Source organism: Salinivibrio sp. AR647, from assembly GCF_001995415.1.
Lineage (GTDB): Bacteria > Pseudomonadota > Gammaproteobacteria > Enterobacterales > Vibrionaceae > Salinivibrio > Salinivibrio costicola.
The window spans coordinates 240,471-263,909 of the sequence record NZ_MUFE01000005.1; the positions used below are offsets into that span (position 1 = coordinate 240,471).

Annotated in this window: 22 protein-coding genes and 1 pseudogene; 15 read left to right on the top strand and 8 right to left on the bottom strand. The window is 50.6% G+C overall.

The genetic code is table 11. The features are described 5' to 3' along the window. The first annotated feature begins 1 nt into the window (after nt 1). From BZG76_RS07855 to BZG76_RS07875, 5 genes and pseudogenes are all read left to right on the top strand, one after another. Entirely contained in the window at nt 2-1,516 is a 1,515-nt protein-coding gene (locus BZG76_RS07855; protein ID WP_077460832.1) for a type I restriction-modification system subunit M, read from the top strand. Next, on the top strand, nt 1,506-2,699 hold the full coding sequence (locus tag BZG76_RS07860; protein ID WP_077460833.1) for a restriction endonuclease subunit S: 1,194 nt from the start codon (nt 1,506-1,508) through the stop codon (nt 2,697-2,699). The genes BZG76_RS07855 and BZG76_RS07860 overlap by 11 nt, the downstream gene beginning before the upstream one ends. After that, the gene (locus BZG76_RS07865) at nt 2,696-5,977 is read left to right on the top strand and encodes a type I restriction endonuclease subunit R (protein ID WP_077460834.1); all 3,282 of its coding nucleotides are present in this window, start codon (nt 2,696-2,698) and stop codon (nt 5,975-5,977) included. The genes BZG76_RS07860 and BZG76_RS07865 overlap by 4 nt, the downstream gene beginning before the upstream one ends. Beyond that, nucleotides 5,977-6,765 (top strand): M48 family metallopeptidase, encoded by a 789-nt coding sequence (locus BZG76_RS07870; protein ID WP_077460835.1) that lies wholly within the window; start codon nt 5,977-5,979, stop codon nt 6,763-6,765. The genes BZG76_RS07865 and BZG76_RS07870 overlap by 1 nt, the downstream gene beginning before the upstream one ends. A 151-nt stretch (nt 6,766-6,916) precedes the next feature. Continuing rightward, nucleotides 6,917-8,121 (top strand): annotated as a pseudogene (locus tag BZG76_RS07875) (IS256 family transposase). Between the two features lie 682 nt (nt 8,122-8,803). Here the strand turns inward: BZG76_RS07875 and BZG76_RS07885 are convergent. Further along, nucleotides 8,804-9,769 (bottom strand): hypothetical protein, encoded by a 966-nt coding sequence (locus BZG76_RS07885; RefSeq protein WP_241824061.1) that lies wholly within the window; start codon nt 9,767-9,769, stop codon nt 8,804-8,806. Between the two features lie 279 nt (nt 9,770-10,048). Between BZG76_RS07885 and BZG76_RS07890 the strand changes: the two genes are divergently transcribed. The 4 genes from BZG76_RS07890 (at nt 10,049) to BZG76_RS07905 (ending at nt 11,678) form a co-directional block, all read left to right on the top strand. Then, nucleotides 10,049-10,579, top strand: a complete 531-nt coding sequence (locus BZG76_RS07890; RefSeq protein WP_077460837.1) for an REP-associated tyrosine transposase — start codon at nt 10,049-10,051, stop codon at nt 10,577-10,579. A 26-nt stretch (nt 10,580-10,605) separates the two neighbouring features. Then, nucleotides 10,606-10,875, top strand: coding sequence for a winged helix-turn-helix transcriptional regulator (locus tag BZG76_RS07895; RefSeq protein WP_077460838.1), 270 nt, complete (start codon nt 10,606-10,608; stop codon nt 10,873-10,875). A 109-nt stretch (nt 10,876-10,984) separates the two neighbouring features. Next, nucleotides 10,985-11,317 (top strand): MarR family transcriptional regulator, encoded by a 333-nt coding sequence (locus tag BZG76_RS15660; protein WP_198532312.1) that lies wholly within the window; start codon nt 10,985-10,987, stop codon nt 11,315-11,317. Then, nucleotides 11,253-11,678, top strand: a complete 426-nt coding sequence (locus BZG76_RS07905) for a hypothetical protein (RefSeq protein WP_198532313.1) — start codon at nt 11,253-11,255, stop codon at nt 11,676-11,678. The genes BZG76_RS15660 and BZG76_RS07905 overlap by 65 nt, the downstream gene beginning before the upstream one ends. 135 nt (nt 11,679-11,813) lie before the next feature. Here BZG76_RS07905 and BZG76_RS07910 read toward each other — a convergent pair whose 3' ends face one another. Both BZG76_RS07910 and BZG76_RS07915 read right to left on the bottom strand, forming a co-directional pair. Continuing rightward, a complete protein-coding gene (locus tag BZG76_RS07910; RefSeq protein ID WP_077460839.1) occupies nt 11,814-12,320 on the bottom strand; it encodes a GNAT family N-acetyltransferase in 507 nt (168 codons plus the stop codon). Continuing rightward, nucleotides 12,311-12,577 carry a type II toxin-antitoxin system TacA family antitoxin gene (locus tag BZG76_RS07915; protein ID WP_021023794.1) on the bottom strand — a complete coding sequence of 89 codons (267 nt, stop codon included), beginning with the start codon at nt 12,575-12,577 and terminating at the stop codon, nt 12,311-12,313. The genes BZG76_RS07910 and BZG76_RS07915 overlap by 10 nt, the downstream gene beginning before the upstream one ends. Nucleotides 12,578-12,801: 224 nt before the next feature. Here BZG76_RS07915 and BZG76_RS07920 point away from each other — a divergent pair, with 224 nt between their 5' ends. Genes BZG76_RS07920 through BZG76_RS07945 form a run of 6 tightly spaced genes read left to right on the top strand, consistent with a single transcriptional unit; the run spans nt 12,802 to nt 17,677 of the window. After that, entirely contained in the window at nt 12,802-13,578 is a 777-nt protein-coding gene (locus BZG76_RS07920) for a DUF3450 domain-containing protein (RefSeq protein WP_108742876.1), read from the top strand. After that, nucleotides 13,575-14,924: a MotA/TolQ/ExbB proton channel family protein gene (locus tag BZG76_RS07925; RefSeq protein ID WP_077460840.1), complete on the top strand. Its 1,350-nt coding sequence runs from the start codon at nt 13,575-13,577 to the stop codon at nt 14,922-14,924. The genes BZG76_RS07920 and BZG76_RS07925 overlap by 4 nt, the downstream gene beginning before the upstream one ends. After that, nucleotides 14,921-15,469 (top strand): MotA/TolQ/ExbB proton channel family protein, encoded by a 549-nt coding sequence (locus BZG76_RS07930; RefSeq protein WP_077460841.1) that lies wholly within the window; start codon nt 14,921-14,923, stop codon nt 15,467-15,469. The genes BZG76_RS07925 and BZG76_RS07930 overlap by 4 nt, the downstream gene beginning before the upstream one ends. Next, entirely contained in the window at nt 15,469-15,876 is a 408-nt protein-coding gene (locus BZG76_RS07935; protein WP_021023790.1) for an ExbD/TolR family protein, read from the top strand. Before BZG76_RS07930 ends, BZG76_RS07935 begins: the two co-directional genes overlap by 1 nt. After that, complete coding sequence (locus BZG76_RS07940) at nt 15,873-16,505, top strand: energy transducer TonB (RefSeq protein ID WP_077460842.1); 633 nt, start codon at nt 15,873-15,875, stop codon at nt 16,503-16,505. Before BZG76_RS07935 ends, BZG76_RS07940 begins: the two co-directional genes overlap by 4 nt. Continuing rightward, nucleotides 16,505-17,677 carry a tetratricopeptide repeat protein gene (locus BZG76_RS07945; RefSeq protein WP_077460843.1) on the top strand — a complete coding sequence of 391 codons (1,173 nt, stop codon included), beginning with the start codon at nt 16,505-16,507 and terminating at the stop codon, nt 17,675-17,677. Before BZG76_RS07940 ends, BZG76_RS07945 begins: the two co-directional genes overlap by 1 nt. Nucleotides 17,678-17,823: 146 nt before the next feature. On the opposite strand, the gene cspE (BZG76_RS07950) is transcribed toward BZG76_RS07945, so the two are convergent. From cspE (BZG76_RS07950) to BZG76_RS07970, 5 genes are all read right to left on the bottom strand, one after another. Further along, nucleotides 17,824-18,036 carry a transcription antiterminator/RNA stability regulator CspE gene (gene cspE, locus BZG76_RS07950; RefSeq protein ID WP_021023787.1) on the bottom strand — a complete coding sequence of 71 codons (213 nt, stop codon included), beginning with the start codon at nt 18,034-18,036 and terminating at the stop codon, nt 17,824-17,826. A gap of 338 nt (nt 18,037-18,374) precedes the next feature. After that, the gene (cspE, locus tag BZG76_RS07955) at nt 18,375-18,587 is read right to left on the bottom strand and encodes a transcription antiterminator/RNA stability regulator CspE (protein ID WP_077460844.1); all 213 of its coding nucleotides are present in this window, start codon (nt 18,585-18,587) and stop codon (nt 18,375-18,377) included. A 290-nt stretch (nt 18,588-18,877) separates the two neighbouring features. Continuing rightward, complete coding sequence (gene tkt, locus BZG76_RS07960; RefSeq protein ID WP_077460845.1) at nt 18,878-20,872, bottom strand: transketolase; 1,995 nt, start codon at nt 20,870-20,872, stop codon at nt 18,878-18,880. Nucleotides 20,873-20,970: 98 nt separating this feature from the next. Further along, a complete protein-coding gene (gene tal / locus BZG76_RS07965; RefSeq protein WP_077460846.1) occupies nt 20,971-21,921 on the bottom strand; it encodes a transaldolase in 951 nt (316 codons plus the stop codon). A 180-nt stretch (nt 21,922-22,101) separates the two neighbouring features. Next, nucleotides 22,102-23,118, bottom strand: a complete 1,017-nt coding sequence (locus BZG76_RS07970; protein WP_077460847.1) for a sugar-binding transcriptional regulator — start codon at nt 23,116-23,118, stop codon at nt 22,102-22,104. Nucleotides 23,119-23,439: the final 321 nt, after the last annotated feature.

Here is a 23,439-nt window from a genome sequence, read left to right on the forward strand (position 1 = left end):
TATGAGCAACGACGCAGTAAAGCAGGAACAGATCAACAAAGCGGTCTGGAACGCCTGTGACACCTTCCGGGGCACGGTAGACCCCAGCATTTACAAGGACTACGTGCTAACCATGTTGTTCGTGAAGTATCTATCGGACGTTTGGCAGGATCACTACGACAACTATGTGGCTGAATACGGCGATACGCCGGAGCTGATCGAAGAGCTGATGAAGAACGAGCGCTTCGTTCTGCCCCGGGGGTCGAGCTTCTACGACCTCCACGACAAGCGCCATGAGCCGGGCAACGGTGAGCGGATCGACAAGGCGTTGCACGCCATTGAAGAAGCCAACATCGTCAAGCTGGCAGATGTGTTCCAGGACATCTCTTTCAACTCGACGAAGCTGGGCGACGAAAAGCAAAAGAACGAGCTCCTGCGCTACATCCTCGAAGACTTCCTTCGGCCGGAACTGAACCTGCGTCCGAGTCGGATCGGGAAGCTAGATGTGATTGGTAACGCCTACGAATACCTGATCAAGAATTTCGCAGCCACCTCCGGCAAGAAAGCCGGCGAGTTCTATACCCCGCCGGAAGTGTCCGAGCTGATGGCCGAGATCGTTGATCCCCAGGCCGGCGACGAGATCTGCGATCCGGCGTGCGGCTCAGCCTCCCTGTTGCTCAAGTGCGCCAACCAGATTCGCAAGGAAGACGGCTCCAAGAAGTTTGCCCTGTTTGGTCAGGAGGCCATTGGCAGCACCTGGGCCCTGGCCAAAATGAATATGTTTCTACACGGTATCGACAACCATAAGCTCGAATGGGGCGACACCATTCGTAACCCGCTCCTACTGGACGAGAACGGCGGTCTAAAGCATTTTGAAGTGGTGGTGGCCAACCCCCCGTTCTCACTGGAGAAGTGGGGCTATGAAGGCGCTGACGGCGACCCGTATGCCCGCTTCCGTCGCGGTGTGCCGCCTAAGTCCAAGGGCGACTATGCGTTCATCCTGCACATGATCGAGACGCTGAAACCAAAGACCGGCCGCATGGCAGTTGTTGTGCCTCACGGCGTCCTGTTCCGAGGCTCAGCGGAAGGAAAGATCCGGAAGAAGCTGATCGAGGAGAACCTTCTGGATGCCGTGATCGGCCTGCCCGAGAAACTGTTCTACGGCACCGGCATCCCGGCGGCCGTACTGGTGTTCCGTAGGGACAAAACCGACAACAAGGTGCTGTTCATCGACGCCAGTCGCGAGTTCCAGGCCGGCAAGAACCAGAATCAGTTGTCCGATGAGAACATCGCCAAGGTGGTCGACACCTATAAACAGCGCGACACCCGAGACAAGTATTCCTACGTGGCCAGTCTGGAAGAAATCCAGGAGAACGACTTCAACCTTAACATCCCCCGCTACGTGGACACCTTCGAGGAAGAGGAAGAGATCGACCTGATGGCCGTGCAAGCGGAGCGGAAGGAGATTGAAGCTGAGATTGCGAAGTTGAACGAGCAGATGGACGGCTATCTGAAGGAGTTGGGTTATGGTGCCTGATGGGTGGAAAGCCAGACAAATTGGCGATGTTGCAACATTTTCTTCTGGGGGCACACCCAGCAAACAAACTATGGGTTACTGGGGCGGCTCTGAGCCATGGATTTCGGGTAAAGACCTTAAATCACATTACCTTCGAAAGAGCATCGATACGCTCACCACCGAAGGCTTTGCCGTTGCAAAAAAAGCTCCTCAGGGGTCATCGCTGATTCTCGTCCGAGGGATGACCCTGTTAAAGGATTTTCCAGTCGGCTACGCCAGTAGAGAGCTGGCATTCAATCAAGATATTAAGGCCCTAGTACCCAAAGACCATGTTGACGGCCTATTCCTTTCATTTCTGCTAGTTGCACAAAAACATCAAATTCGGCAGCTTGTCAGCACAGCCGGGCACGGAACAGGAAGACTCGATACTAGCTTGGTTAAAGCATATCCAATTAATCTCCCTCCTCTCCCCGAACAAAAAAAGATCGCCCAGATCCTCTCCACCTGGGATCAGGCCATCACCGCCACCGAGCGCCTGCTTGAGAACAGCCAACAGCGGAAAAAAGGCTTGATGCAGCAGTTGCTGACTGGGAAGAAGCGGTTGCCGGGGTTTGAAGGGGAGTGGAGCTACCAGGAGATTGGAAAATTCTTGATAGAGAGCCGTATCCAGTCAGACTCTAATGACCCAAGCAAACGACTGACGGTACGGCTCAATTTGAAAGGCATTGAACAACGAGAAGTCCGAGGAACCGAAGCCAAGGGTTCAACAGCTCATTATGTTCGATTTGCAGGCCAATTCATCTATGGGAAGCAAAACATTCATAAAGCTGCGTTCGGTCTTATTCCAGAGAAGTTTGATAAGTTCGAGACATCTCAAGATCTACCGGCTTTTGATTTCAACGAAGGAGTTGATAGTCACTGGTTCCTATATTTCTGCTCACAAGAGTGGTTTTACACTGATCTCGAAAAAAAGATGACAGGAACTGGCTCAAAGCGTCTCAACCCAAAAGCTTTTTTAAAAGTAAAGCTACCCACTCCATCTTTTGATGAACAAAGAGCTATTGCCGAGGTGCTAGATCTAGCATCTCGTGACATTGATGCGATCAAAACCAAGCTTGAACTGCTACAAAACGAAAAAAAAGCCCTGATGCAACAACTCCTCACCGGCAAACGTCGGGTGAACGTGGAAACGGAGGCCGCATGAACACCACCCCTCAAGGGAATGAGCAGTATTCCAGCCACATCCCGGCCTTGGCTACATTGATTAACCTTGGCTGGACGTTTTTGCCGGCCACCAAGTGTCAGGCCCTACGGGGCAGCCAGCGGGATGTGGTGTTGAAGCCAGTATTGGAGCAGGTGTTGCGCCAGCGTCGATTCGAGTTCAAAGGTGAATCGTACCCGTTATCTGAACAGGCCGTGGATCAGGTGATGCGTGAGATCACCACGCCGTCCATGGCGCAGGGTCTGATGGCGGCCAACCAGTCCGTTTACGACATGCTAACGCTCGGCATTACCGTGACCGAGTTTGTCGACGGCAAGAAGGCCACGCCCACGATCCATCTCATCGATTGGGAGAACCTAGACAACAACCAGTTCCATGTCACCGAGGAGATGGAAGTGTTGTCCGCCCAGGGCACCCACACCCGCCGGCCGGATGTGGTGACGTTTGTTAACGGCATTCCTCTGGCGGTGATCGAGGCCAAGAAGGCGGCCTCCGGCAACCCTAATAAGGACATGGTGGAAGAAGGGATCAGCCAGAACATCCGTAACCAGAAAAACGATGAGATCCCCTACCTGTACGCCTTCGCTCAGCTGTTGTTTGCGATTAGTCGCAACGATGGCCGGTATGGCACCACGCATACGCCGATGAAGTTCTGGTCGAAGTGGCAGGATGAGGAGTTCGACGACCGGTACGTTCAGAGCATCACGAATCAGCCGCTGTCTGCGTCGGACAAGGACGCCCTGTTTCAGGACAAACCCGGTAAGATCCGCGATTACTTTGAAGCCCTCTGGTCGAAGCCGATGATGCCCACCGAGCAGGATCGGCTGTTAGTGGGCCTGCTTGACCGGTACCGCTTTCTGGAGTTTCTGCGGCTGTTCATCCTGTTCGACCAGAAGATTGGCAAAATCGCGGCCCGGTACCCACAGGCTTTTGGTATCAAGGCCCTGCTGGAACGTATCTCTGACTTTAAGCCCTCGGGTGAGCGTAAAGGCGGTGTGCTTTGGCACACCACTGGTTCCGGCAAGTCCTTCACCATGGTCTATCTATGCCGCGCCTTGCTGCTCAGCGACGCATTGAAGAACTGCCGGATCGTCGTGGTCACCGACCGAGTGGATCTGGAGAAACAGCTGTCCAAGACTTTTCTGACCGGCGGGGCCTTTGGTGGCGATATCGCCGGCAAGAAGAGTGGCGATTCACTCGCCAAGACCCGCTCCGGTAAAGATCTGGCCAAGCGCATCGGCCAGGGCAACGACCGGATCATCTTCACCATCATCAACAAGTTCGCCTCAGCCGCTAAACAGCCGGAGTGCTACAACCCCTCCGAAAACATCATCGTCATCGTCGATGAGGGGCACCGGAGCCAGGGCGGTGAGAACCACCAGCGCATGCGCCTGGCCTTGCCCAATGCGTCGTTCATTGCCTTTACCGGCACCCCGCTTTTGGACAAGGAAAAAAGCGAAACTGCCGAAAAGTTCGGCGCCATTATCCACGCCTACACCATGAAGCGGGCCGTAGAAGATGGGACGATTACCCCGCTGTTGTATGAAGAGCGCAAGCCGCTGTTAAACGTGAACCAGGAAGCCGTTGATACCTGGTTCGAGAAAGTCACAGCGTCCTTGTCGGACAACCAGAAAGCCGACCTCAAACGCAAGTACGCCAAGCAGGGCCAGATCTATACTGCCGAAGACCGTATCAAGCTCAATGCCTTCGACATCAGCGTGCATTTCAGCGAGAACTTTAAAAAGGCCGGACTGGAGCTGAAGGGCCAACTGGCGACGGACAGCAAGCTCAGCGCGATCCGCTACAAGAAAGCGCTAGATGATCTGGGCCGGGTGACCAGTGCCATCGTGATTTCTGCCCCGGACACCCGGGAGGGCCACACTGAGGTCGATGAGACCAGCCTGCCGCTGGTGCAGGAATGGTGGAAGAAAAACGTCACGGGCGATCCTGAGGACTACGAGAGGACCATCATCGAGCATTTCGGTACCGATGGGCCACCGGACATCCTAATCGTGGTGGACAAGCTGCTGACCGGCTTCGACGAGCCCCGTAATGCGGTGCTCTATATTGATAAGCAGTTAAAGGGACACAATCTTATCCAGGCCATTGCCCGGGTGAACCGCCTGCATCCTCAAAAACGTTTTGGCTACCTGATTGATTACCGGGGCATCCTCAAAGAGCTGGATACCGCGATCCGCGACTACCAGGACTATGAGCACCAGACTCAGGGCGGCTTTGCCATCGAGGATATCGAGGGCCTGTACGCTAACGTAGATACCGAATATAAAAAGCTGCCAGCACTGCATGACCGACTCTGGCGCTTCTTCAGCCACATTGATAACCGGCTGGATCAAGAGTCCTACCGCCAAGTGTTCATGCCCAAGTACGAGACGGATGAGGACGGCGTGGAGATGGATAGCCGGCAAGCGTTGCGGGAAGACTTCTACGAAGCGTTGACCGAGTTTGGTATGTGCTTGAAGACCGCTCTCTCCACCCAGGGCTTCTTTGAGGATAAGGCGTTCTCTGAGGCGGATATTCGCCGATACAAAGCGGATCTGAAGTGGTTCGCCGAGCTGCGGAAAACCGTGCGTATGGATGCTCAGGAAACTGTCGATTACTCCGCTTACGAGGGCCAGATTCGGGATCTGATTGACCGGTACGTGACGGGCGTTGATGTTGATAGAAGCGAAGACGCAGTGGTGATTGAATCGATTAGCGAAACCCGCCCAGACTATTGGTCAGACGATAAGGCTCGAAACGAAACCGATAAAATCAAAACTCGTACCAAAAAAACCATCGAAGAAAAGCTTGGCGACGACCCCTATGCCAAAAAGGTGTTTTCAGCGCTGCTGAAAGAAGCCATCGAAAAAGCCGAATCCATGTTTGACTACAAGGCGCAGTTCAAATTGTTCCGTGATCTGGAAGCTATGGTGGAAGAGCGGGACGTACCCGATTTGCCCACTGACCGGTTCGAGGGTAACAAGCACGCTCAGGCCTACTATGGGGCCTTCAAGCTGGTAGTGGGCGAGGACTTCTCTGCACTGGAAGCCGAAAAGGGCGAACAGCTGATTCAAGAGGCTTTCGAGATCGATCAAGTGGTTAACCGCGCCGTGGCCGAGAACTCTCTGAATCCGGTCGGTATTGAGCAGGACGTTCGCAAAACGCTCTTGCCAAAGCTGTTCGGCCTCATCGGGCTGGATAAAGCCAAAGTGATGCTCGATGAGGTGGTGCAGATTCTGCGTAATGGAGTCGCCCGTTGATGGCCTCCGTAGAGTCACATCAGGACGAGCAGCCACTGGAGTACGTGTCCCGGTACGGTGACCGGGAGTTCCGGTACCGCCTGTGCTATGTGCCTGATCACAAGAAAGCCACCATAAGGGTGCATGTGCATCCGAATGGCATGGTGCAGGTGGACGCCCCTGAGTCGGTTCAGCTGCCGGAGATCAAGTCTGCCGTCCAGCGCCGGGCACGGTGGATACTCAAACACCTGGATGACATCGAGGAGCGCACCCGCTACGTTCAACCCCGACAATGGGTGAGCGGGGAGAGCATGCTGTACTTAGGCCGGCGATACGTGCTGAAGGTGATCAACGACCCCAATCAGCAGAAAGTGACCTGCAAGCTCTTAGGCGGGCAGTTGCGCGTGCAAGGAAAGAACGTCAGTCCAGAGCGGACGCAGAAAGTGGTAAGCCAGTGGTACCGAGACAAGGCCCGGGACGTGTTCGAGCGACGGCTTAAACTCATGGTCGACACTCTGCCCTGGACACAAACTCTGCCGCCCTGGCGCATCATGGAGATGCAGACTCAGTGGGGCAGTTGTTCACCCGAGGGCGCAGTGCTACTGAACCCGCACCTGGTCAAGGCCCCAATCCGGGCCATCGACTACGTGATTCTGCACGAGCTGTGTCATCTGGTGGAACACAACCACAGCCAGCGGTTTTACAACCTGCTGGATCGGTTTATGCCGGAGTGGCGGACAATAAAAGAAGCTCTGGATGGAAAAGCGGAGATTTTACTTTCGGAAACTGCGTTGCCTGAATTCAGATAATCATTGAACTCATCACGCTAGCGGCGAGCAGATCATCAAAGCCAAGTATAAAATCAGTAACTGGAAGCAATGCAATCAGGCATTAGTGAACCGTGGGTAGTGTTCAGAATTCTGTGTCATTTCGTTAGACTGTATCAAAAAGGAATGACACATGACCAAACCAACATTCGATATGGATACCGCCTTGCAAGCTTTGCGTGAAGGTAAAGACCTCACCGGCAAAGACGGTATCTTAACCTCCCTCATCAAGCAGCTCACTGAAGCAGCCATGCAAGCTGAGCTTGATGAACACCTCGCTGATGAAAAGCAGCCTAACCGTAAAAACGGCTCTACATCAAAGTCCGTTAAGAGCCCGGCTGGCGGCTTTGAACTCAGTACACCACGGACCGAGCAGGCTCGTTCGAGCCGCAATTAGTGAAAAAGCATCAAACGCATTTAACCGATGAGTTGGAGCGTAAAATCCTTGCGCTGTTTTCGCTGGGTACCAGTTACCAAGATATCCGCATGCATATCGAAGAGTTGTACGGTATTCATGTGTCCAACGGTACCATCAATGCCGTGACTGATAAGCTATTGCCTGAGCTTCAGGCTTGGCGTGAGCGGCAATTAGAAGCGGTCTATCCGATTGTCTGGCTCGATGTCATTCACTATAAAATCAAAGAGAACGGGCGCTTTATCACTAAAGCGGTGTACACCATTCTCGGCCTCAACGTTGAGGGTAAAAAAGAGCTGCTGGGCCTTTACCTGTCAGAGTCTGAAGGTGCCCATCACTGGCTCAGCGTGCTGACCGACCTGCACAACCGTGGTGTAAAAGATATCCTTATTGCGTGCGTTGATGGTCTTAAGGGCTTCCCTGAAGCGATTGAAAGTATCTATCCGAAGACGGAAGTACATCACTGCATTATTCATCAAATTCGCCACTCAATGAAATACGTGGCCAGTAAGCACCAAAAAGCCTTCATGGCCGATTTGAAGTGTGTGTACAAGGCAGTCACATTATCCGCCGCAGAGAGCGCGCTGGATGACTTAGAAGCTAAGTGGGGTGACAAATACCCCATCGTTATTAAGTCCTGGCGCAATAAATGGTTCACACTCTCTACTTACTTCAAATATCCGGAATACGTGCGTACCGCCATTTATACGACGAACGCCGTTGAGGCCGTGCACCGCCAGTTCCGCAAACTGACCAAAACCAAAGGCGGTTTTGCCAATGAGAACAGCTTGCTCAAGCTACTCTACGCAGGTATGTTAAAGGCGTCTGAGCGTTGGTCGCATCCGGTGCAGAACTGGAGCCTGACGCTATCGCAGCTGACCATTCACTTCGAAGGCCGACTGGATGATCACATAGACCTATGAAAATTGGCTGACACAGAATATTGAACACCCTCGCCAGACGCAGCGCCTACCTATCCGTATTCGAGCTATTTACTTAATAAAGCAACGGGCTTGTTCAACACCCAAATAAAGTTTCGGCTGCGCGACACTTATTCTTATTTGTTATATTCGTTACTCAGTGGTGAGTAATACATGCATACGCTTTACAATCATAACTATTGTCAATATCAGGTGGACTGATATAAAAACTACGATCGGCGTAAAAATGTACATGTTAATATCTAGCTTGGGCACACCAATACATGCTAAATCTAATAATTTCCCTCTAGTGATGGACTCTAGAAAGCACATAAGTATAAGTGCCAATGCCAATACAATAGAGTAACAAATATTATAATAAAGCTGGTCCAGTAATGACTTCTTGACCGTGTAGAAAGGAACTTTGTTTCTTTCATTTCTCTCAGACAACTTTGAACTTTGGTCATAAACCAAAACTAAGACACTTAAGAGCAGTGCCGTAAATATCGCACCAAAGTTAACCAATAGTGATATCAGGTTATCGTTAAGCTTAAAGCCTGATAAAAAAACCAAAATTCCAAACAAGAGTGGCACAATAAAGAAAGTGAATACATCAACAAGACTAACCTTACTTGATGATGCATCTTTTAATGTGTTTAAGTGACCAAAAATTATGTTGCAAACATTAATTTTCGAGCTCATATGGAACCTCTAAATTCATACCGGGGTACATTGTTTGAGCGTATTCTCTTGAGATTTGTCTAACCCACCAAGTCATAGACTCAAGTAGAGGAACGCCATTATCAAGAACCACTGTCTCATCTATTTCAATTTCACAAACTGTGTTGGTAGAGCGATTGCCGACACAAAATGTTCTCTTTTTTCCGTTTAGCTCTACCACTGTCTTTACTTGAGAACCAAACTCAGAAAGCACTTCCACTGCTTGTAACCTATCGTTACCTCGTGTCATGTAATCTCTAAGTTTTCCTAAGGTACCTTTGCGAGGAGGTTTAATAATTAACTCTTGTTCATTGTGACCTAGTTTTCGTATTTGGTCTGCTGCATCTTTTAAACCAACAAATCTCGTTAACTTGACCTCTTTCGCAGGTGCATCTAACCACGCATGAATCGCCTTATCATACGCAAGAGGATTCATTTGAAGAGTTAGATTGGTTATGTTTTTGAAGTAGGTAGAGAAAAGAACGTAGAAAAGAGTTTTAATGCCATTGCCTCTGTAAGAGTGCAAAAAAGCCATCGCCTCATTTACACCCACGGGGATGTAAAAATGCACGTAATGCTTGAATATCTCAGCATTATTTTGAGCTTTCTCGAAATCAACCTTACCGGTTTCAATATCAATGATATCTGTTTTAATACCATAGTAACCTACGTTGAACCAGCCGTAGATTTCCCGGGTATTCTCGTTAATGGTAAAATCACTAAATTGGTAAACTTGACGAGTATCATCTTTGATTTGGTATGAACCTGAGTTATTCCGAATAAATACCTTTAGGATCTCAAACAAGTCGTACTGCCCAATGCGATCTAAGGTTGAGTACCTTTGCTCTCTTTTACCCTCAAGATCTTTGTTATAACAGCGAAACGAATAAGGAGCAAGAGAATGCATTTCATGCTCGTAAGTCTTAACCATGGCAAAAAGTTCCAAATAACATCAATGCCCGCATTATATGCACACACTCTCATTATTGGTACACATATATGCTCATAGTGTGACTAGAATATAACGCTTTTGTTTAGCGACGCTCCGACAGGAGCGTCCGGTGGAGGCCGCAGGCCGGAACGTACTACAACAATTTGTTTCGCTCGTTCCCACGCTCCGGTGTGGGAGTGTATACGGAGTGTGAATAATGGGTAGAAGTCGTACCTCGTTCCCACGCTCCGGCGTGGTAATGCATATGGAGTGTGAATCATGGGGAGAAGCCGCTATAAAATCACCGAGCCTCACTTACCGCACTTCGTCACCTTGACCGTGCTGCACTGGATCCCGGTATTCACGCGCCCGGACACCGTCAATATCTTGCTCGACTCGTTGCGTTTTTTAAACAAGGACGGTCTAAAGGTATACGCTTGGGTGGTGTTAGAAAACCACTGTCATTTAGTGTTGCAAAGTAAGGCATTGGATCATGATATTGCTCGACTTAAATCATGGACAGCGAGAAATCTGATTCAATACCTTGCTGAGCGCAACGTTAAACAAATTCTGGATCAATTGGCGTTTTATAAAAAAGCCCACAAAGGTGACCGCGCTTATCAGTTTTGGCAGGAGGGTGTGCATCCTGAACTGATACAAAGCGACGCCATGATGTGGCAGAAAATCGACTACATTCATCAAAATCCGGTGAAGCGGGGCTATGTTGATGAAGCGGCTCACTGGCGTTATTCGAGTGCCAGAGATTACATGGGCACGACGGGGCTGCTGGCGGTTTGTCGTGAGTGGTAGCGAGGTAGGCATTCCCACGCGGGAGCGTGGGAACGAGAACACAAAACGTCCCTGTAAATGCCTCTGTAAACGCCCCTGTAAATAATATTGATGCGGAGGATATTCAAGGATTGAAAACGCCGGAGGCCATCATCGCCCTGCTAGCGGCCGATAAAACGCTCACGCGGCCGCAGCTGGCCGAGCGGATCGGCAAAGACATTCGCACCATTGGTCGCGCGTTGGCCAAGTTACAGCAAGCGCAAAGGATTAAACGGGTCGGCTCTGATAAAGCCGGCCATTGGGAGGTTCAATCGTGACACAATTGCTGCGTTTGTTGATAAATTTAAAGGCGTTGGGGGAAAATCTGATTGTTAGAGGATAACTTTGGTATGCATTCCCACGCAGGAGCGTGGGAACGAGTTAAAAGTGCGGGTAGAAAAGCAGGTAGAAACGCGGGTAAAAACTCCAGATCAAGTTTTGAGCTTGTTAGCCAATCAGCCAACCTTAACCTTAGCCGAGATTGCTGCCTACTTAGGCAAATCGCCAAGTACCATTGAACGCGCCGTGGCTAAGTTGAAACAACAAAAGAGACTCGCTTTCCATGGCCCCAAGAAGGGGGGGTATTGGCAGGTGTTAGATAACAAACTAAAGGATACCTCGTTCCCACGCTCCGGCGTGGTAATGCATATGGAGTGTGAATCATGGGGAGAAGCCGCTACAAAATCACCGAGCCTCACTTACCGCACTTCGTCACCTTGACCGTGCTGCACTGGATCCCGGTATTCACGCGCCCGGACACCGTCAATATCTTGCTCGACTTAAATCATGGACGGCGAGAAATCTGATTCAATACCTTGCTGAGCGCAACGTTAAACAAATTCTGGATCAATTGGCGTTTTATAAAAAAGCCCACAAAGGTGACCGCGCTTATCAGTTTTGGCAGGAGGGTGTGCATCCTGAATTGATACAAAGCGACGCCATGATGTGGCAGAAAATCGACTACATTCATCAAAACCCGGTGAAGCGGGGCTATGTTGATGACGCGGCACACTGGCGTTATTCGAGTGCCAGAGATTACGAGGGCGCGTCGGGGTTACTGGCGGTTTGTCGTGAGTGGTAGCGAGGTATGCACTCCCACACAGGAGCGTGGGAACGAGAGAAAACACCTCGGGAAAAACAGCGTATTGATCACTCGTTCCTACTCTCTGGCGTGACAATGCATAAGGAGTTTGAATCATGGCAGCGAGTCATCACCTCAGTCTATGGACAATGATTTTTCGATATCACAGATGCGTGCCATGAGTACTAAAGGGTCAAACGTTGACTCTTTGAAGCCAAATTTTTTGTAGAACGTTTGCGCACTGGTATCAATGGCATGAACTAAAATACCCGCGCCACCAACAGCGTTCATTGCTTGTACTGAGCGAATGATACAATCTTTTAAAAGACCGGCTGCAATGCCTTGACCTTGATAGGCGTTATCCACCCCAAGCCTTGCTAAAATCACCATAGGAATCGGGTCAGGGCTATTTCTCCGTAGTGAGCTAAATGCGTGCTCTCTCGATACTGAACCCATGGCAATGGCATAGTACCCAATCACTTGGTGGGCTGCTGTGTCATTGGCAACATACACTCTCGCGGTTCCGCGCTTTTGGCTCTTTAACGCCTGTTTTCTTAACCATGTATCGAGTGCTTCAATACCACAGTGAAAGGCATTAATCTGGTGCTCATCAGTCAGTAGTGTGGGGGCACTTATTCCCAAGGCGCTTTCCTATTGAACAGATCCTTCACGCCTTCAAGCGCTCGCGGCTCTGCACGAAGTTCGTTGTCGAAAGCTTCAAACGCCTTTGCTTCAAGGACAAAATCCCGTTGTTCGGCCAGTATGCTATGCGCTTCATTAAGCGCTGCTTGCTGAATGAATACGGTTCTATCGACTTTTTTCAAACTTGCCGCAGCATCGATAATGTCTCTTACCGATGGCTGTACCCGCATGTTGATTGGCGCTGTTTTTGTAGCCATAACACCATCCTGTGTATCTATTTAATATACATTCTAAATGGTTTTTGTATATAGTCAATAGATATACGTTGTCATTTACGGATAAGCCGCAATATTCTCCGAGCTCCTTTACTGCTAGGCTAGATCTTTTCCGCCAAACTCGGTACATTACACGCAAATAGAAACTATTCTCACTTTTGTTTGGGGCTAAAGCCCTGTCATTAAGCATGTTTGCAGATATCACCATGATAAAATCGTCTTCTTTTCGCCTTGCTTGGGGAGTGGCCGCTTGTTTGGCCCTGACGCCCGTTGCCAGTGCGGATCAGCTCGAACAGGCGCAAGCCATCGAGGGTAACACCACCCAAGAAGCGGCTCAGTCGCAATCTCGTATTAACCGCCGCGCGGACAGCAGTTTAGCCATGCGCCAAGAAATTGAACAAATCCAGGCGCAAATCAGTAACCTCGAAATCTACCGCGATCACTTACAAAACTTAGTCAGCAACCAACAGGCAGAAGCACAAAGCCTGCGCGATCAAATCACCGAGATCAAAGAGACGCGTCAAGGCATTGTGCCGTTGATGTATCGCATGCTCGGCGGGCTTGAGCAGTGGCTTGCTAACGACATTCCGCTCAAAGCCGATCAACGCCAAGCACGTGTTGAAAAACTGAAGGCGATGATGGGCCGCGCCGATGTGGCGGACTCAGAAAAATTCCGTCGTATTCTTGAGGCATATCAGATAGAGCGTGATTACGGCAGCAAACTCGATGCCTACCAAGATACCATTGTGCTTAACGGTCGCGAGCATCAAGTGGATGTCTTGCATCTGGGCCGTGTGTCGCTGGTGGCGCGTCGCCTCGATGGTCAGCAGCATTGGGTGTGGAGCACCCGTGATGAAACCTGGGTCGAGCTAGATGCTAGCGCCGGTGAAGCGGTGGATAAGGCCTTTGCGGTGGCACAAAAACAAGTGGCCCCGTCGTTGTTATCGTTGCCATTAAGTGCCAACCAAGGGGTGAAATCATGAGCTGGAAAACCCTGATTGCCGCCGCCTGTTTGGTCGCGGTTGCCCCTTTGACTCACGCCGATGATTTGGTTGGACAAACCGAGCAAGCTCAGCAGCAGGCACGTGAGCACAACCAAGCGCGTGAAGCACAATTTGCGATGACGGAACGTGAGCTGCGCCAAAAGCGTGATCAGCTCAAGGCAACCCGGAATGCGCTGGAGACGGAAACCGAAAAACTCAGTGATACTTTTAGTGACAACGAGCAGCAATTGGCGTCGTTGGAAGACAAACTTCGCTTAGAGTCGGGCAGTTTAGGTGAGCTATTTGGCGTGGTGCGCCAAGCGAGTAAAACCATTCAAACCGATGGCGTGTCCAGCTATGTGGCGATCACTCAGCCGGCATTTAATCAAACCGTCTCGGATATTGTCGCGGCCGATACATTGCCATCACTCAAGCAGCTCAATGCCCTATGGCAAGGGATGCTGACCCAAATGCAAACCAGCGGTGAGCTGCAAACCGTGTCGTTACCGGTGGTAAATGCGCAAGGTGTGGCATCGGAGCAAGCGGTGGTGCGTGTGGGCAACGTCGGCTTAGTGAATGATCAAGGTTACCTAAATTGGCAAACCGATCGCCAAGTCGCCGTGCCGTATCGCGCCCAACCGGACAATACGTTAACCACGTCAACCCTTGAGCAAGCGGTGTCTTCAGTGGGTGAGACGGTACTGATTGATCCGGCCCGTGGCACGTTGCTCGGCCAGCTAGAAAACGCGCCGAGCCTGGGCGATCGCTTCGCACAAGGCGGCTTTGTTGCCAAAGTGATTGCCACCTTGTTGGCCGTCGGCTTGCTCATTGCGCTATACCGCGGGGCAGTGTTGCTGTCGATTCATGCCAAAATGCATCGCCAATTGAAGCACCCAGACACCCCCGAAGATAACCCGCTTGGCCGTGTGCTTAAGGTCTATCACGATGCGCCCCAGCGTGATGTCGAATCGCTCGAGTTACGCTTACTTGAAGCGGTGGTCGATGAGCAGCACGGCTGTGAAAAAGGCCTGTCGATGCTCAAACTCTTGGCGGCGCTTGCCCCTATGCTAGGCCTGTTGGGGACGGTGACAGGGATGATCGAAACCTTCCAGGTGATCACCCAGTTTGGTAATGGTGATCCGAAAGTCATGGCCGATGGGATCTCAATGGCCCTGGTGACCACGGTATTGGGTCTGATTGCGGCGATTCCCTTGCTGTTGGCGCATAATATTCTCAGCGGGCAGGCGGACCATATTCGCGGCATGCTCGAAAAACAAAGCATTAGTTTAGTCGCCGAGCAAGCGGAAACCACAGACAATCAGGCGGCAATCGGACCAACGGCATGATAGACGTCGAGTTATTCTCACAGCTGAATCAGCAAGACTTGGGGAGCACCTTGCGCCACTTTATGGCGGAAGGTGGCCCGGTGTTGTGGTGGCTCGGGGCGGTCGTGTTTGTGTGTTGGTTGCTGGTGATTGAACGGCTGTTGTATTTGTTCTCTCGCTTTCCCGCACAGCGTGATGCATGGGTGCGTGCTTGGCAGGCGCGTGCCGATCAGCGCTCTTGGTATGCCCGAGCCATTCGTCAAGGGGTCTTGTTTCAAGCCCAGCAAGAGTTGGGGCGCTATTTAGGATTTATTAAAGCCTTGGTGGCGATTTGCCCGATGCTCGGATTGCTTGGCACGGTGACCGGTATGATCTCTGTGTTTGATGTGATGGCAAGTCAAGGCACTAGCGACCCACGTTTGATGGCATCAGGGATCTCCATGGCAACCTTACCCACCATGGCGGGAATGGTTGCGGCCTTAGCTGGGATGTTTGCCCATGCTCGTTTAGTTAAAGCCTGTCAGCGCCGCGAAATTGCGCTCGAGCAGGCGCTTCGGAGTCAGTAATGCGATTGATTCGAGCCCAAAAACAGCGCGAAGAAGCGCAAGTTGATTTAACCTCCATGTTGGACATTGTGTTCATCATGTTGATCTTTTTTATTGTCACCAGCTCATTTGTGCGCGAGTCAGGCGTTGAAGTGAACCGTCCAGAAGCGAGTCACGCCACCAGCCAGAAAGAGGCCGGTATATTTATTGCGGTGACGGCCTCTAACGAGATCTATATCGATAAACGTCTCGTGGATGTTGAGCGTGTTGAAGCCACGCTAGAGCACTTATTGCTGGATAAACCGGATGCGTCTTTGGTGATTCAGGCTGATGAACTGGCGTATAATGGCACGGTCGTCAAGGTGATGGATGCGGCAAAAGGGGCGGGTATTGGCAGTATTGCGTTGGCAACGGAGTCACCGCAATGAAGCGATGGTTGATTTCAATGCCGGTGGCGTTGGTGTTTACCTTAGGGCTTTTTATGTTGATGGCATTGATGGTAGGTCATAGCAGTCAACGTCCGCAGGAAACATCGTCGTCAACGCGCATCGATATTTTTATGCAAGAGCCGGATACCGAGGTGCAGCGTCGCCAGCGGACTGTGCCAGAGCGGCCTAAACCGCCCGAAATGCCTGACACGCCCACGCCGGTGACGCAGACGCAATCGCAGTCTACCTCATCACCACAGCCTGATATGCCTAATTTGGATCTGCAAAGTGGGATCCAAGGGGTGATGGTACAAGCGCCTTCATTGGGTGAGCTAAATCTGAATACCGGCCCCAATAACCAACAAGCGATGCCATTGTTCCGGGTGGAGCCTAATTACCCGCCGCGTGCGATGCGCCGAAACTTAGAAGGCTATGTGGTGGTGCGTTTTACCATTGGTCCATCGGGTCGCCCGCAAGATTTAACAGTGGTCGATGCCAATCCACCGCGTGTGTTTGAACGTGAGGCATTACGTGCCCTACGGAAGTGGAAATACGAGCCGAAAGTGGTCGACGGTAATGCGGTGGCGCAACCCGGGCAACAGGTCAAATTGGAGTTTAATTTACGCTGATGTGGAAAAGACTATTTATTAGCACGTTGCTATTGATGTCGGTGCCTGCTGCCGCGCAGCTTTCGCCATCGGTGGCACGCGCGATTGAAAAAGCACAAACCCTTGAGCAAGATGCAAAACTGGGTGAAGCCATTGCGCTGCTCGATAATTTGAGTGTCAGTCGGGCGTATGACAAAGCGTTTGTGGATCGCTCATTAGGGGTGTTTTATTGGCAATATGGCAATAATGACCAAGCCATTGTGCATATTCAGCGTGCGGTGGACAGTGAGCAGTTGCAAGATGCACAAGCGTGGCAAACCAAGCGCATGTTAGCCGATTTATTGCTGATCGATGGCCAGTATGCGTCGGCGCTGCAATATTACTACCCGTTGGCTCGCGCGATCCCCAAAGAAAAGGCGGATCAAAGTGAAGATGTGTGGCTGCGCATTATGCAGGCACATTATCAGCGTGAACAGTGGAGCCAAGTATTAAAGGCGTATCCCGATTATCAAGATGTGGTCACAAGCACTGCCAGTGTATCGGCCTTATCACTTAAATTAGGGGCTCAGCTTCAGCTTGAGCAATGGCGTGGTGCCACACCGACGCTGAAAGCGTTGATTAAGCGCGAGCCTGACAATAAGCAGTGGTGGCGGCAACTGGCCGGAAACTATGTGCGATTGCAACAGCCAAAAGAGGCAATTAGCACTTACTTACTGGCGCAGCGCCAAGGCATTACCCTTGAGCCAAGCGAACAGCGTACGGTTGCTCAGCTCTATGCCAATGAGGGCGTGCCAGAGCGTGCGGCGCAATGGCTAAAACGTTTACCCGCCTCAGAGCAAGATGCGCAAACGCTGGCGCAACAGGCAAGCCTTTGGCAGCAGGCTCGGGAATGGCCACAAGCGATCGGGGCATGGAAACAGGCGGTGAAAAAAGACAGCCAATACCACTGGCAACTCGCGTTAATGCAGATCCAGCAAGGTGAGTATCAGCAAGCGCTTACTTCGCTTGAGCATGCTGATAAAGGCGCCTCGGACAAAGATATTGCGTTGGCTAAAGTCCAAGCTCACTACAAACTGAAGCAGTATGAGCAGGCACTGAAACAAGCGCGTCTTGCCAAACAGATTGCGCCGGATGATGCAGTAGAAAGCTGGCTGACCTTTTTGAAAAAGCGTCAACAAATGCAGAAGAGCTAACAAAAACTAACTAACAAAAAGCCCCAGCCATTTGGCATACTGCCTGGCTGGGGCTTTTTGGTTTTGTGTCGATATACGGGCTATTCCCGAATCATAGACACAAAAAAAGGACGCCTAGGCGCCCTTTATCAATCAGACTCGGTTTCTTATGCTACAGAAACGTCAGACGCCTGTGGGCCTTTTTGGCCTTGCTCAACGGTGAAGTTCACACGTTGGCCTTCAGTTAGGGTTTTGAAACCGTCACCAACGATAGCACGGAAGTGTACAAACACGTCCTTTTCACCGTTGTCACGAGTAATGAAACCGAAACCTTTCTCTTCGTTAAACCACTTTACGATACCAGTTGCTTGATTAGACATAATCATTCTCTCTTAAATTACTAAAAATAGGATAGCTTTGAACGGAGTCGATGACATGTCTAGAAGCGAAAGTAGGTAACGTTAGAAACTCTATAATATTGATAATAGCGCAGCTTATGTTGACTTTTACTTGATGAATCATTGACGCTCCGTGTTCCAGAGCTGACACCACAATACAGCAATCCACCCACATGTAAAGCCTTTATGATATTTAATTTTCAGGTGCTCTATGTTTGCGGGGAAAACAAAGCAATTTTTGCTTGTGATTCGGTAGGATAGCCAATTTGAGATGAAAAAAAAGGACGCCTAAGCGCCCCTTATCAATCAGGTCTGATTTCTTATGCGACAGAAACTTCAGAGGCCTGTGGGCCTTTTTGGCCTTGTTCAACGGTGAAGTTAACTTGTTGACCTTCAGTCAGGGTTTTAAAACCGTCACCAACGATAGCGCGGAAGTGGACAAACACGTCCTTTTCGCCATTTTCGCGGGTGATAAAACCAAACCCTTTTTCTTCGTTAAACCATTTGACGATACCAGTTGCTTGATTAGACATAATCATTCTCTCTTAAATTACAAAAATTAGGATAGCTTTGAACGGAGTCGATGACATGTCTAGAAGCGAAAGCGGGTAACGTTAGAAACTCTATAATACAGATAATAGTGCAGCTTATGTTGCCTTTTACTTGATGAATCATTGACGCTCCGTGTTCCAGAGCTGTGACCACCGTACAGCAATCTGTTCACTTGTAAAGCGATGATGTTCATTTGGACAAAAAAAGGCCAGTCATCGCTGACTGGCCTTAGTAACGTGTAATGCAGGATTAACGTGTCATCGATGCGCTGTTAAGACAGCAGCTCTTCTGCAGTGTTAACCACGTTTTCAACCGTGAAGCCGAACATTTTGAACAGCTCGTCAGCGGGCGCTGATTCACCGAAGGTGGTCATCCCGATGATGCGGCCGTCCAAGCCTACGTACTTGTACCAGTAATCAGCAATACCCGCTTCAATCGCAATGCGCGCAGTGACGTCTGATGGCAATACCGACTCGCGATAAGCGGCATCTTGCTTATCGAATAAGTCAGTGCTTGGCATAGAGACCACACGGACTTGTTTGCCTGCTTCGCTTAGCTGAGCAGCTGATTCAACAGCCAGCTCTACTTCAGAGCCAGTCGCAATAAAGATAAGCTCAGGTTTGCCTGCACAATCTTTTAGGATGTAACCGCCTTTGGCAATGTTCGCCAATTGCGTGTCATCACGCTCTTGCTGAGCCAGGCCTTGACGCGAGAAGATCAGCGCACTTGGGCCGTCTTTGCGCTCTACCGCCGCTTTCCACGCTACTGCCGATTCGACTTGGTCACAAGGGCGCCAGGTGCTCATGTTCGGCGTTTGGCGCAGGTTAGCCATTTGCTCGACCGGCTGGTGAGTTGGGCCATCTTCACCCAAGCCAATTGAGTCGTGGGTGTAAACCTGAATGTTCTGCGTTTTCATCAGTGCCGCCATGCGCATGGCATTACGCGCATACTCCATGAAAATCAGGAAGGTCGCCCCGTAAGGAACAAACCCGCCGTGCAGGGCAATACCGTTGATGATGGCGGTCATCCCGAATTCGCGCACACCATAGTGCAGGTAGTTGCCGCTTGCGTCGTCTGCGGTGATCGCTTTCGAGCCTGACCACATGGTCAAGTTAGACGGTGCCAAGTCGGCTGAGCCACCGAGCAGTTCTGGTAGCAGTTTGCCGAATGCTTCTAAGACGTTTTGCGACGCTTTACGTGATGCGATCTTAGCTGGATTGGCTTGCAGATCCGCAATCAGTTTTTGAGTTTCGCTGTCCCAGTTGCTTGGCAGTTCACCGTTCATACGACGGGTAAACTCGGCGGCAAGCTCAGGGTATTGTGCTTGATATGCGGCAAACTGCTCGTTCCAAGCTGCTTCTTTAGCTGCGCCGGCTTCTTTGGCGTCCCACTGTGCATAGATGTCTTGTGGGATCTCGAAAGGCGCGTGTTCCCAACCTAGGAATTCACGTGCGGCTTGTACTTCGTCATCACCCAGCGGCGCGCCGTGACAATCGTGGCTGCCTGATTTATTTGGCGAGCCATAACCGATGGTGGTTTTGGTGCAGATCAGCGTCGGTTTGCCGGTTTCGGCTTTCGCAGCGCTCAATGCAGCTTGAATCGCATCCGCATCGTGGCCATCGACAGCGGGGATCACATGCCAACCGTAAGATTCAAAACGCTTAGCGGTGTCGTCAGAGAACCAACCCTCAACGTGACCGTCGATTGAGATGCCGTTGTCATCCCAGAATGCGATCAATTTACCGAGACCTAGCGTGCCCGCCAGTGAGCACGATTCGTGAGAGATGCCTTCCATCAAGCAGCCATCACCCAAGAATGCGTAGGTGTGGTGATCGACGATGTTGTGACCGTCACGGTTAAATTGTGCTGCCAGTGCTTTTTCAGCAACGGCCATACCGACGGCGTTGGTAATCCCTTGGCCGAGTGGGCCAGTGGTGGTTTCAATACCCGGTGCATAGCCATATTCAGGGTGGCCTGGGGTATTCGAGTGCAATTGACGGAACTGCTTCAGATCGTCGATAGCAAGATCGTAGCCAGTCAGGTGCAACAATGAATAGATCAACATTGAGCCGTGGCCGTTTGAGAGCACAAAGCGATCACGGTTAGCCCAATCTGGGTTTTGCGGGTTATGATTCATGTGGTCACGCCACAATACTTCGGCGATATCGGCCATGCCCATTGGGGCGCCTGGGTGACCAGATTTGGCTTTTTGAACACCGTCCATCGCAAGGGCGCGGATGGCGTTGGCTAACATTTTGCGTTCCATGTGTTTACCTACAGGTTGAACAGGTGAAATAAGAGAAAACGATATCATAAAAGCGGCCTAAACCGCTTTTATTGTGTTAAATCACGCTTTGGGTTGGATCACAGTTGTTCGCGAATCATGTCTTCAAGTTTACCTTGATCGACCGCGAAGTTTCGGATGCCTTCAGCAAGTTTTTCGATGGCCATCGGATCTTGGTTGTGTTCCCACAAGAATTCCGCATGGGTCATTGCTGCTGGGCGTTGCTCGGTGGCGCCTGTGTCTTTTAGCTTCACAGGAATATCGCCTTCAGCATCGCTTAGCTCTTGCAACAATTGTGGGCTGATCGTGAGGCGGTCACAGCCGGCTAATTCTAGGATCTCACCGGCATTGCGGAAGCTTGCGCCCATCACAACGGTGTCGTAGCCGTGTGCTTTGTAGTAGTTATAAATGGTGGTAACGGACTTCACGCCTGGGTCTTCTGCAGGCTCAAAATCACGGCCTTCTTTGGCTTTGTACCAATCCATAATACGGCCAACAAACGGTGAAATCAGGTAAGCGCCGGCTTCTGCGCAGGCACGTGCTTGTGCGAACGAGAATAATAGCGTCAGGTTACAATTGATCCCTTCTTTTTCCAGGATTTCAGCGGCACGAATGCCTTCCCAGGTTGAAGCCAGTTTGATCAGGATACGATCGTTGCTGATCCCCGCTTCGTTGTACATGCTGATCAGCTTACGTGCTTTAGCAACGCTTGCGTCGGTGTCATAGGATAAACGGGCATCGACTTCTGTGGAGATGCGACCAGGAATGACATTAAGAATTTCTTTACCGATGTTCACTGCGAGGCGGTCACAGGTATCGGCGATTTGTTGGTCGGCATCACTGCTGTGTGATTTCGCATACGCAATCGCTTCATCAATCAATGGCGCATACTCTTTGATTTGCGCGGCTTTCAGGATCAGCGAAGGGTTGGTGGTTGCGTCTTGCGGTTGGTACTTTTTAATCGCTTCGATATCGCCTGTGTCTGCGACAACGGTGGTTAGGGCTCGGAGTTGGTCCAGTTTGTTGCTCATCTTCACTCACCTTCTTTACGTGGTAGGCCCAGACGCCGAGTTACGTGCTAACGCTTGATCTGAATATGAACAGATGCAACGCGTCTGAGCAAATGATGTGACGATCTTTGAGTTTTTTACGCCACTTGTCAATTGTATTGCGATATAAAGAGAGTTACGTCTCACTCTTTTGTCACGAATTTACTCATCCTGTTGAAATGTGAACACGCTTTCATCAGGTGCAGGCTCCGACATATTCAGCAGGGCCATTGCGCAGCTTGCACTGGTCGCGAGTACATCGATAACGCCCGTTCTCAGCGCACCGAGTATCGATAAGGCTTTGCGGCTCTCGCTCGCCATGGCAATAACACTCGGAATACGTGCCAAATCTGGCATTGCCAGTCCAACCACACGACCACGCATCAGGTTATCCGTGGGTTGTCCGTCAAGTCGGAAGAAATCAAAACCGCCGATGTCTCCGACAATACCATGATTCACCCGTGCTTCAACAAACTCGCGTGCGGTAAAGCAACCCAATTTGACCATATGACTATTCTCATCCATATCGCCAATGCCGACCAGTGCAAACTCTGCTTTTCTGGCCTGGTTCAAGGTTTCACTGATATTCGGATGGGACACGAACACCTGTTGAATCGACTCATTATCCACATACGCTGGGGCGTATAGGGTTTCACTGCTCCCCCCAAACTTTTTGGCTAATCGTCGACAGATATGATCGGCATTAAACGCGTCACCGCTGCGGTGTGTGCCGCCTATTGCGCAAACAAACCGGGCTTGACGATGCGAGACAACACCCGGGTGATCGGCGACCGCTGCGACATTTTGACCTTGGCCCACCGCAACCACCATGCCATCGTTAAGGTTACCGTCAAGATAAGAGGATACCAAGGTCGCGACTTGTGTACGTTGTTCTTCGGCGCTCGGTTGGTCGAGTGAAATTAAGGCGCGTTTAAGGTTAAACCTGGCCATCAATCGCTGTTCGAGCTGGGCACTGTGTACGGGATGGAATTTGACCGTGATTTCTACAATACCTTCTTCACGCGCTTTACGTAAAAGACGGCTTACTTTGGGGCGACTGATTTTATATTTGCGAGCAATTTCTTCCTGAGTCGCGCTTTGTTGATAGTACAAAATGGCGATTTCAGTTAATAAGTCGGTGTCTTCGTGATAGTGATCAGGGGGCGTTGATATGCTCATGCTCGATGGTCTCGCGACTGAACGGTACCTTAGGTTGCGTTTAAAGGCACGATGAATGCAATGCTTACCAGTATACGCCTGTTATACAAAACGAACAAATGTTCTGTCGCGATACCAATGTTCATAAGCTGTTACGGTGCTCGGTTATCGATTGACGAGAATATCGTTGAAATCGCGAGCAAACGAGAATGCGTGGTGTGCTCTGTTTGAAAAAGTAGCCATTGCTATCTAAGTTTATTAGTGCTCGTTCAAACAAAACTACTAGCGGCTGTGTAGAAGAGACTCGCGGCTACGTAGAAAAATAGCATGATGACGAGCTTG

Coding starts and splice junctions, on each gene's coding strand:
- BZG76_RS07855 (WP_077460832.1), top strand. CDS start 2: ATGAGCAACGACGCAGTAAAGCAGGAACAGATCAACAAAGCGGTCTGG.
- BZG76_RS07860 (WP_077460833.1), top strand. CDS start 1,506: ATGGTGCCTGATGGGTGGAAAGCCAGACAAATTGGCGATGTTGCAACA.
- BZG76_RS07865 (WP_077460834.1), top strand. CDS start 2,696: ATGAACACCACCCCTCAAGGGAATGAGCAGTATTCCAGCCACATCCCG.
- BZG76_RS07870 (WP_077460835.1), top strand. CDS start 5,977: ATGGCCTCCGTAGAGTCACATCAGGACGAGCAGCCACTGGAGTACGTG.
- BZG76_RS07885 (WP_241824061.1), bottom strand. CDS start 9,769: ATGGTTAAGACTTACGAGCATGAAATGCATTCTCTTGCTCCTTATTCG.
- BZG76_RS07890 (WP_077460837.1), top strand. CDS start 10,049: ATGGGGAGAAGCCGCTATAAAATCACCGAGCCTCACTTACCGCACTTC.
- BZG76_RS07915 (WP_021023794.1), bottom strand. CDS start 12,577: ATGGCTACAAAAACAGCGCCAATCAACATGCGGGTACAGCCATCGGTA.
- BZG76_RS07920 (WP_108742876.1), top strand. CDS start 12,802: ATGATAAAATCGTCTTCTTTTCGCCTTGCTTGGGGAGTGGCCGCTTGT.
- BZG76_RS07925 (WP_077460840.1), top strand. CDS start 13,575: ATGAGCTGGAAAACCCTGATTGCCGCCGCCTGTTTGGTCGCGGTTGCC.
- BZG76_RS07930 (WP_077460841.1), top strand. CDS start 14,921: ATGATAGACGTCGAGTTATTCTCACAGCTGAATCAGCAAGACTTGGGG.
- BZG76_RS07935 (WP_021023790.1), top strand. CDS start 15,469: ATGCGATTGATTCGAGCCCAAAAACAGCGCGAAGAAGCGCAAGTTGAT.
- BZG76_RS07940 (WP_077460842.1), top strand. CDS start 15,873: ATGAAGCGATGGTTGATTTCAATGCCGGTGGCGTTGGTGTTTACCTTA.
- BZG76_RS07945 (WP_077460843.1), top strand. CDS start 16,505: ATGTGGAAAAGACTATTTATTAGCACGTTGCTATTGATGTCGGTGCCT.
- cspE (WP_021023787.1), bottom strand. CDS start 18,036: ATGTCTAATCAAGCAACTGGTATCGTAAAGTGGTTTAACGAAGAGAAA.
- cspE (WP_077460844.1), bottom strand. CDS start 18,587: ATGTCTAATCAAGCAACTGGTATCGTCAAATGGTTTAACGAAGAAAAA.
- tkt (WP_077460845.1), bottom strand. CDS start 20,872: ATGGAACGCAAAATGTTAGCCAACGCCATCCGCGCCCTTGCGATGGAC.
- tal (WP_077460846.1), bottom strand. CDS start 21,921: ATGAGCAACAAACTGGACCAACTCCGAGCCCTAACCACCGTTGTCGCA.
- BZG76_RS07970 (WP_077460847.1), bottom strand. CDS start 23,118: ATGAGCATATCAACGCCCCCTGATCACTATCACGAAGACACCGACTTA.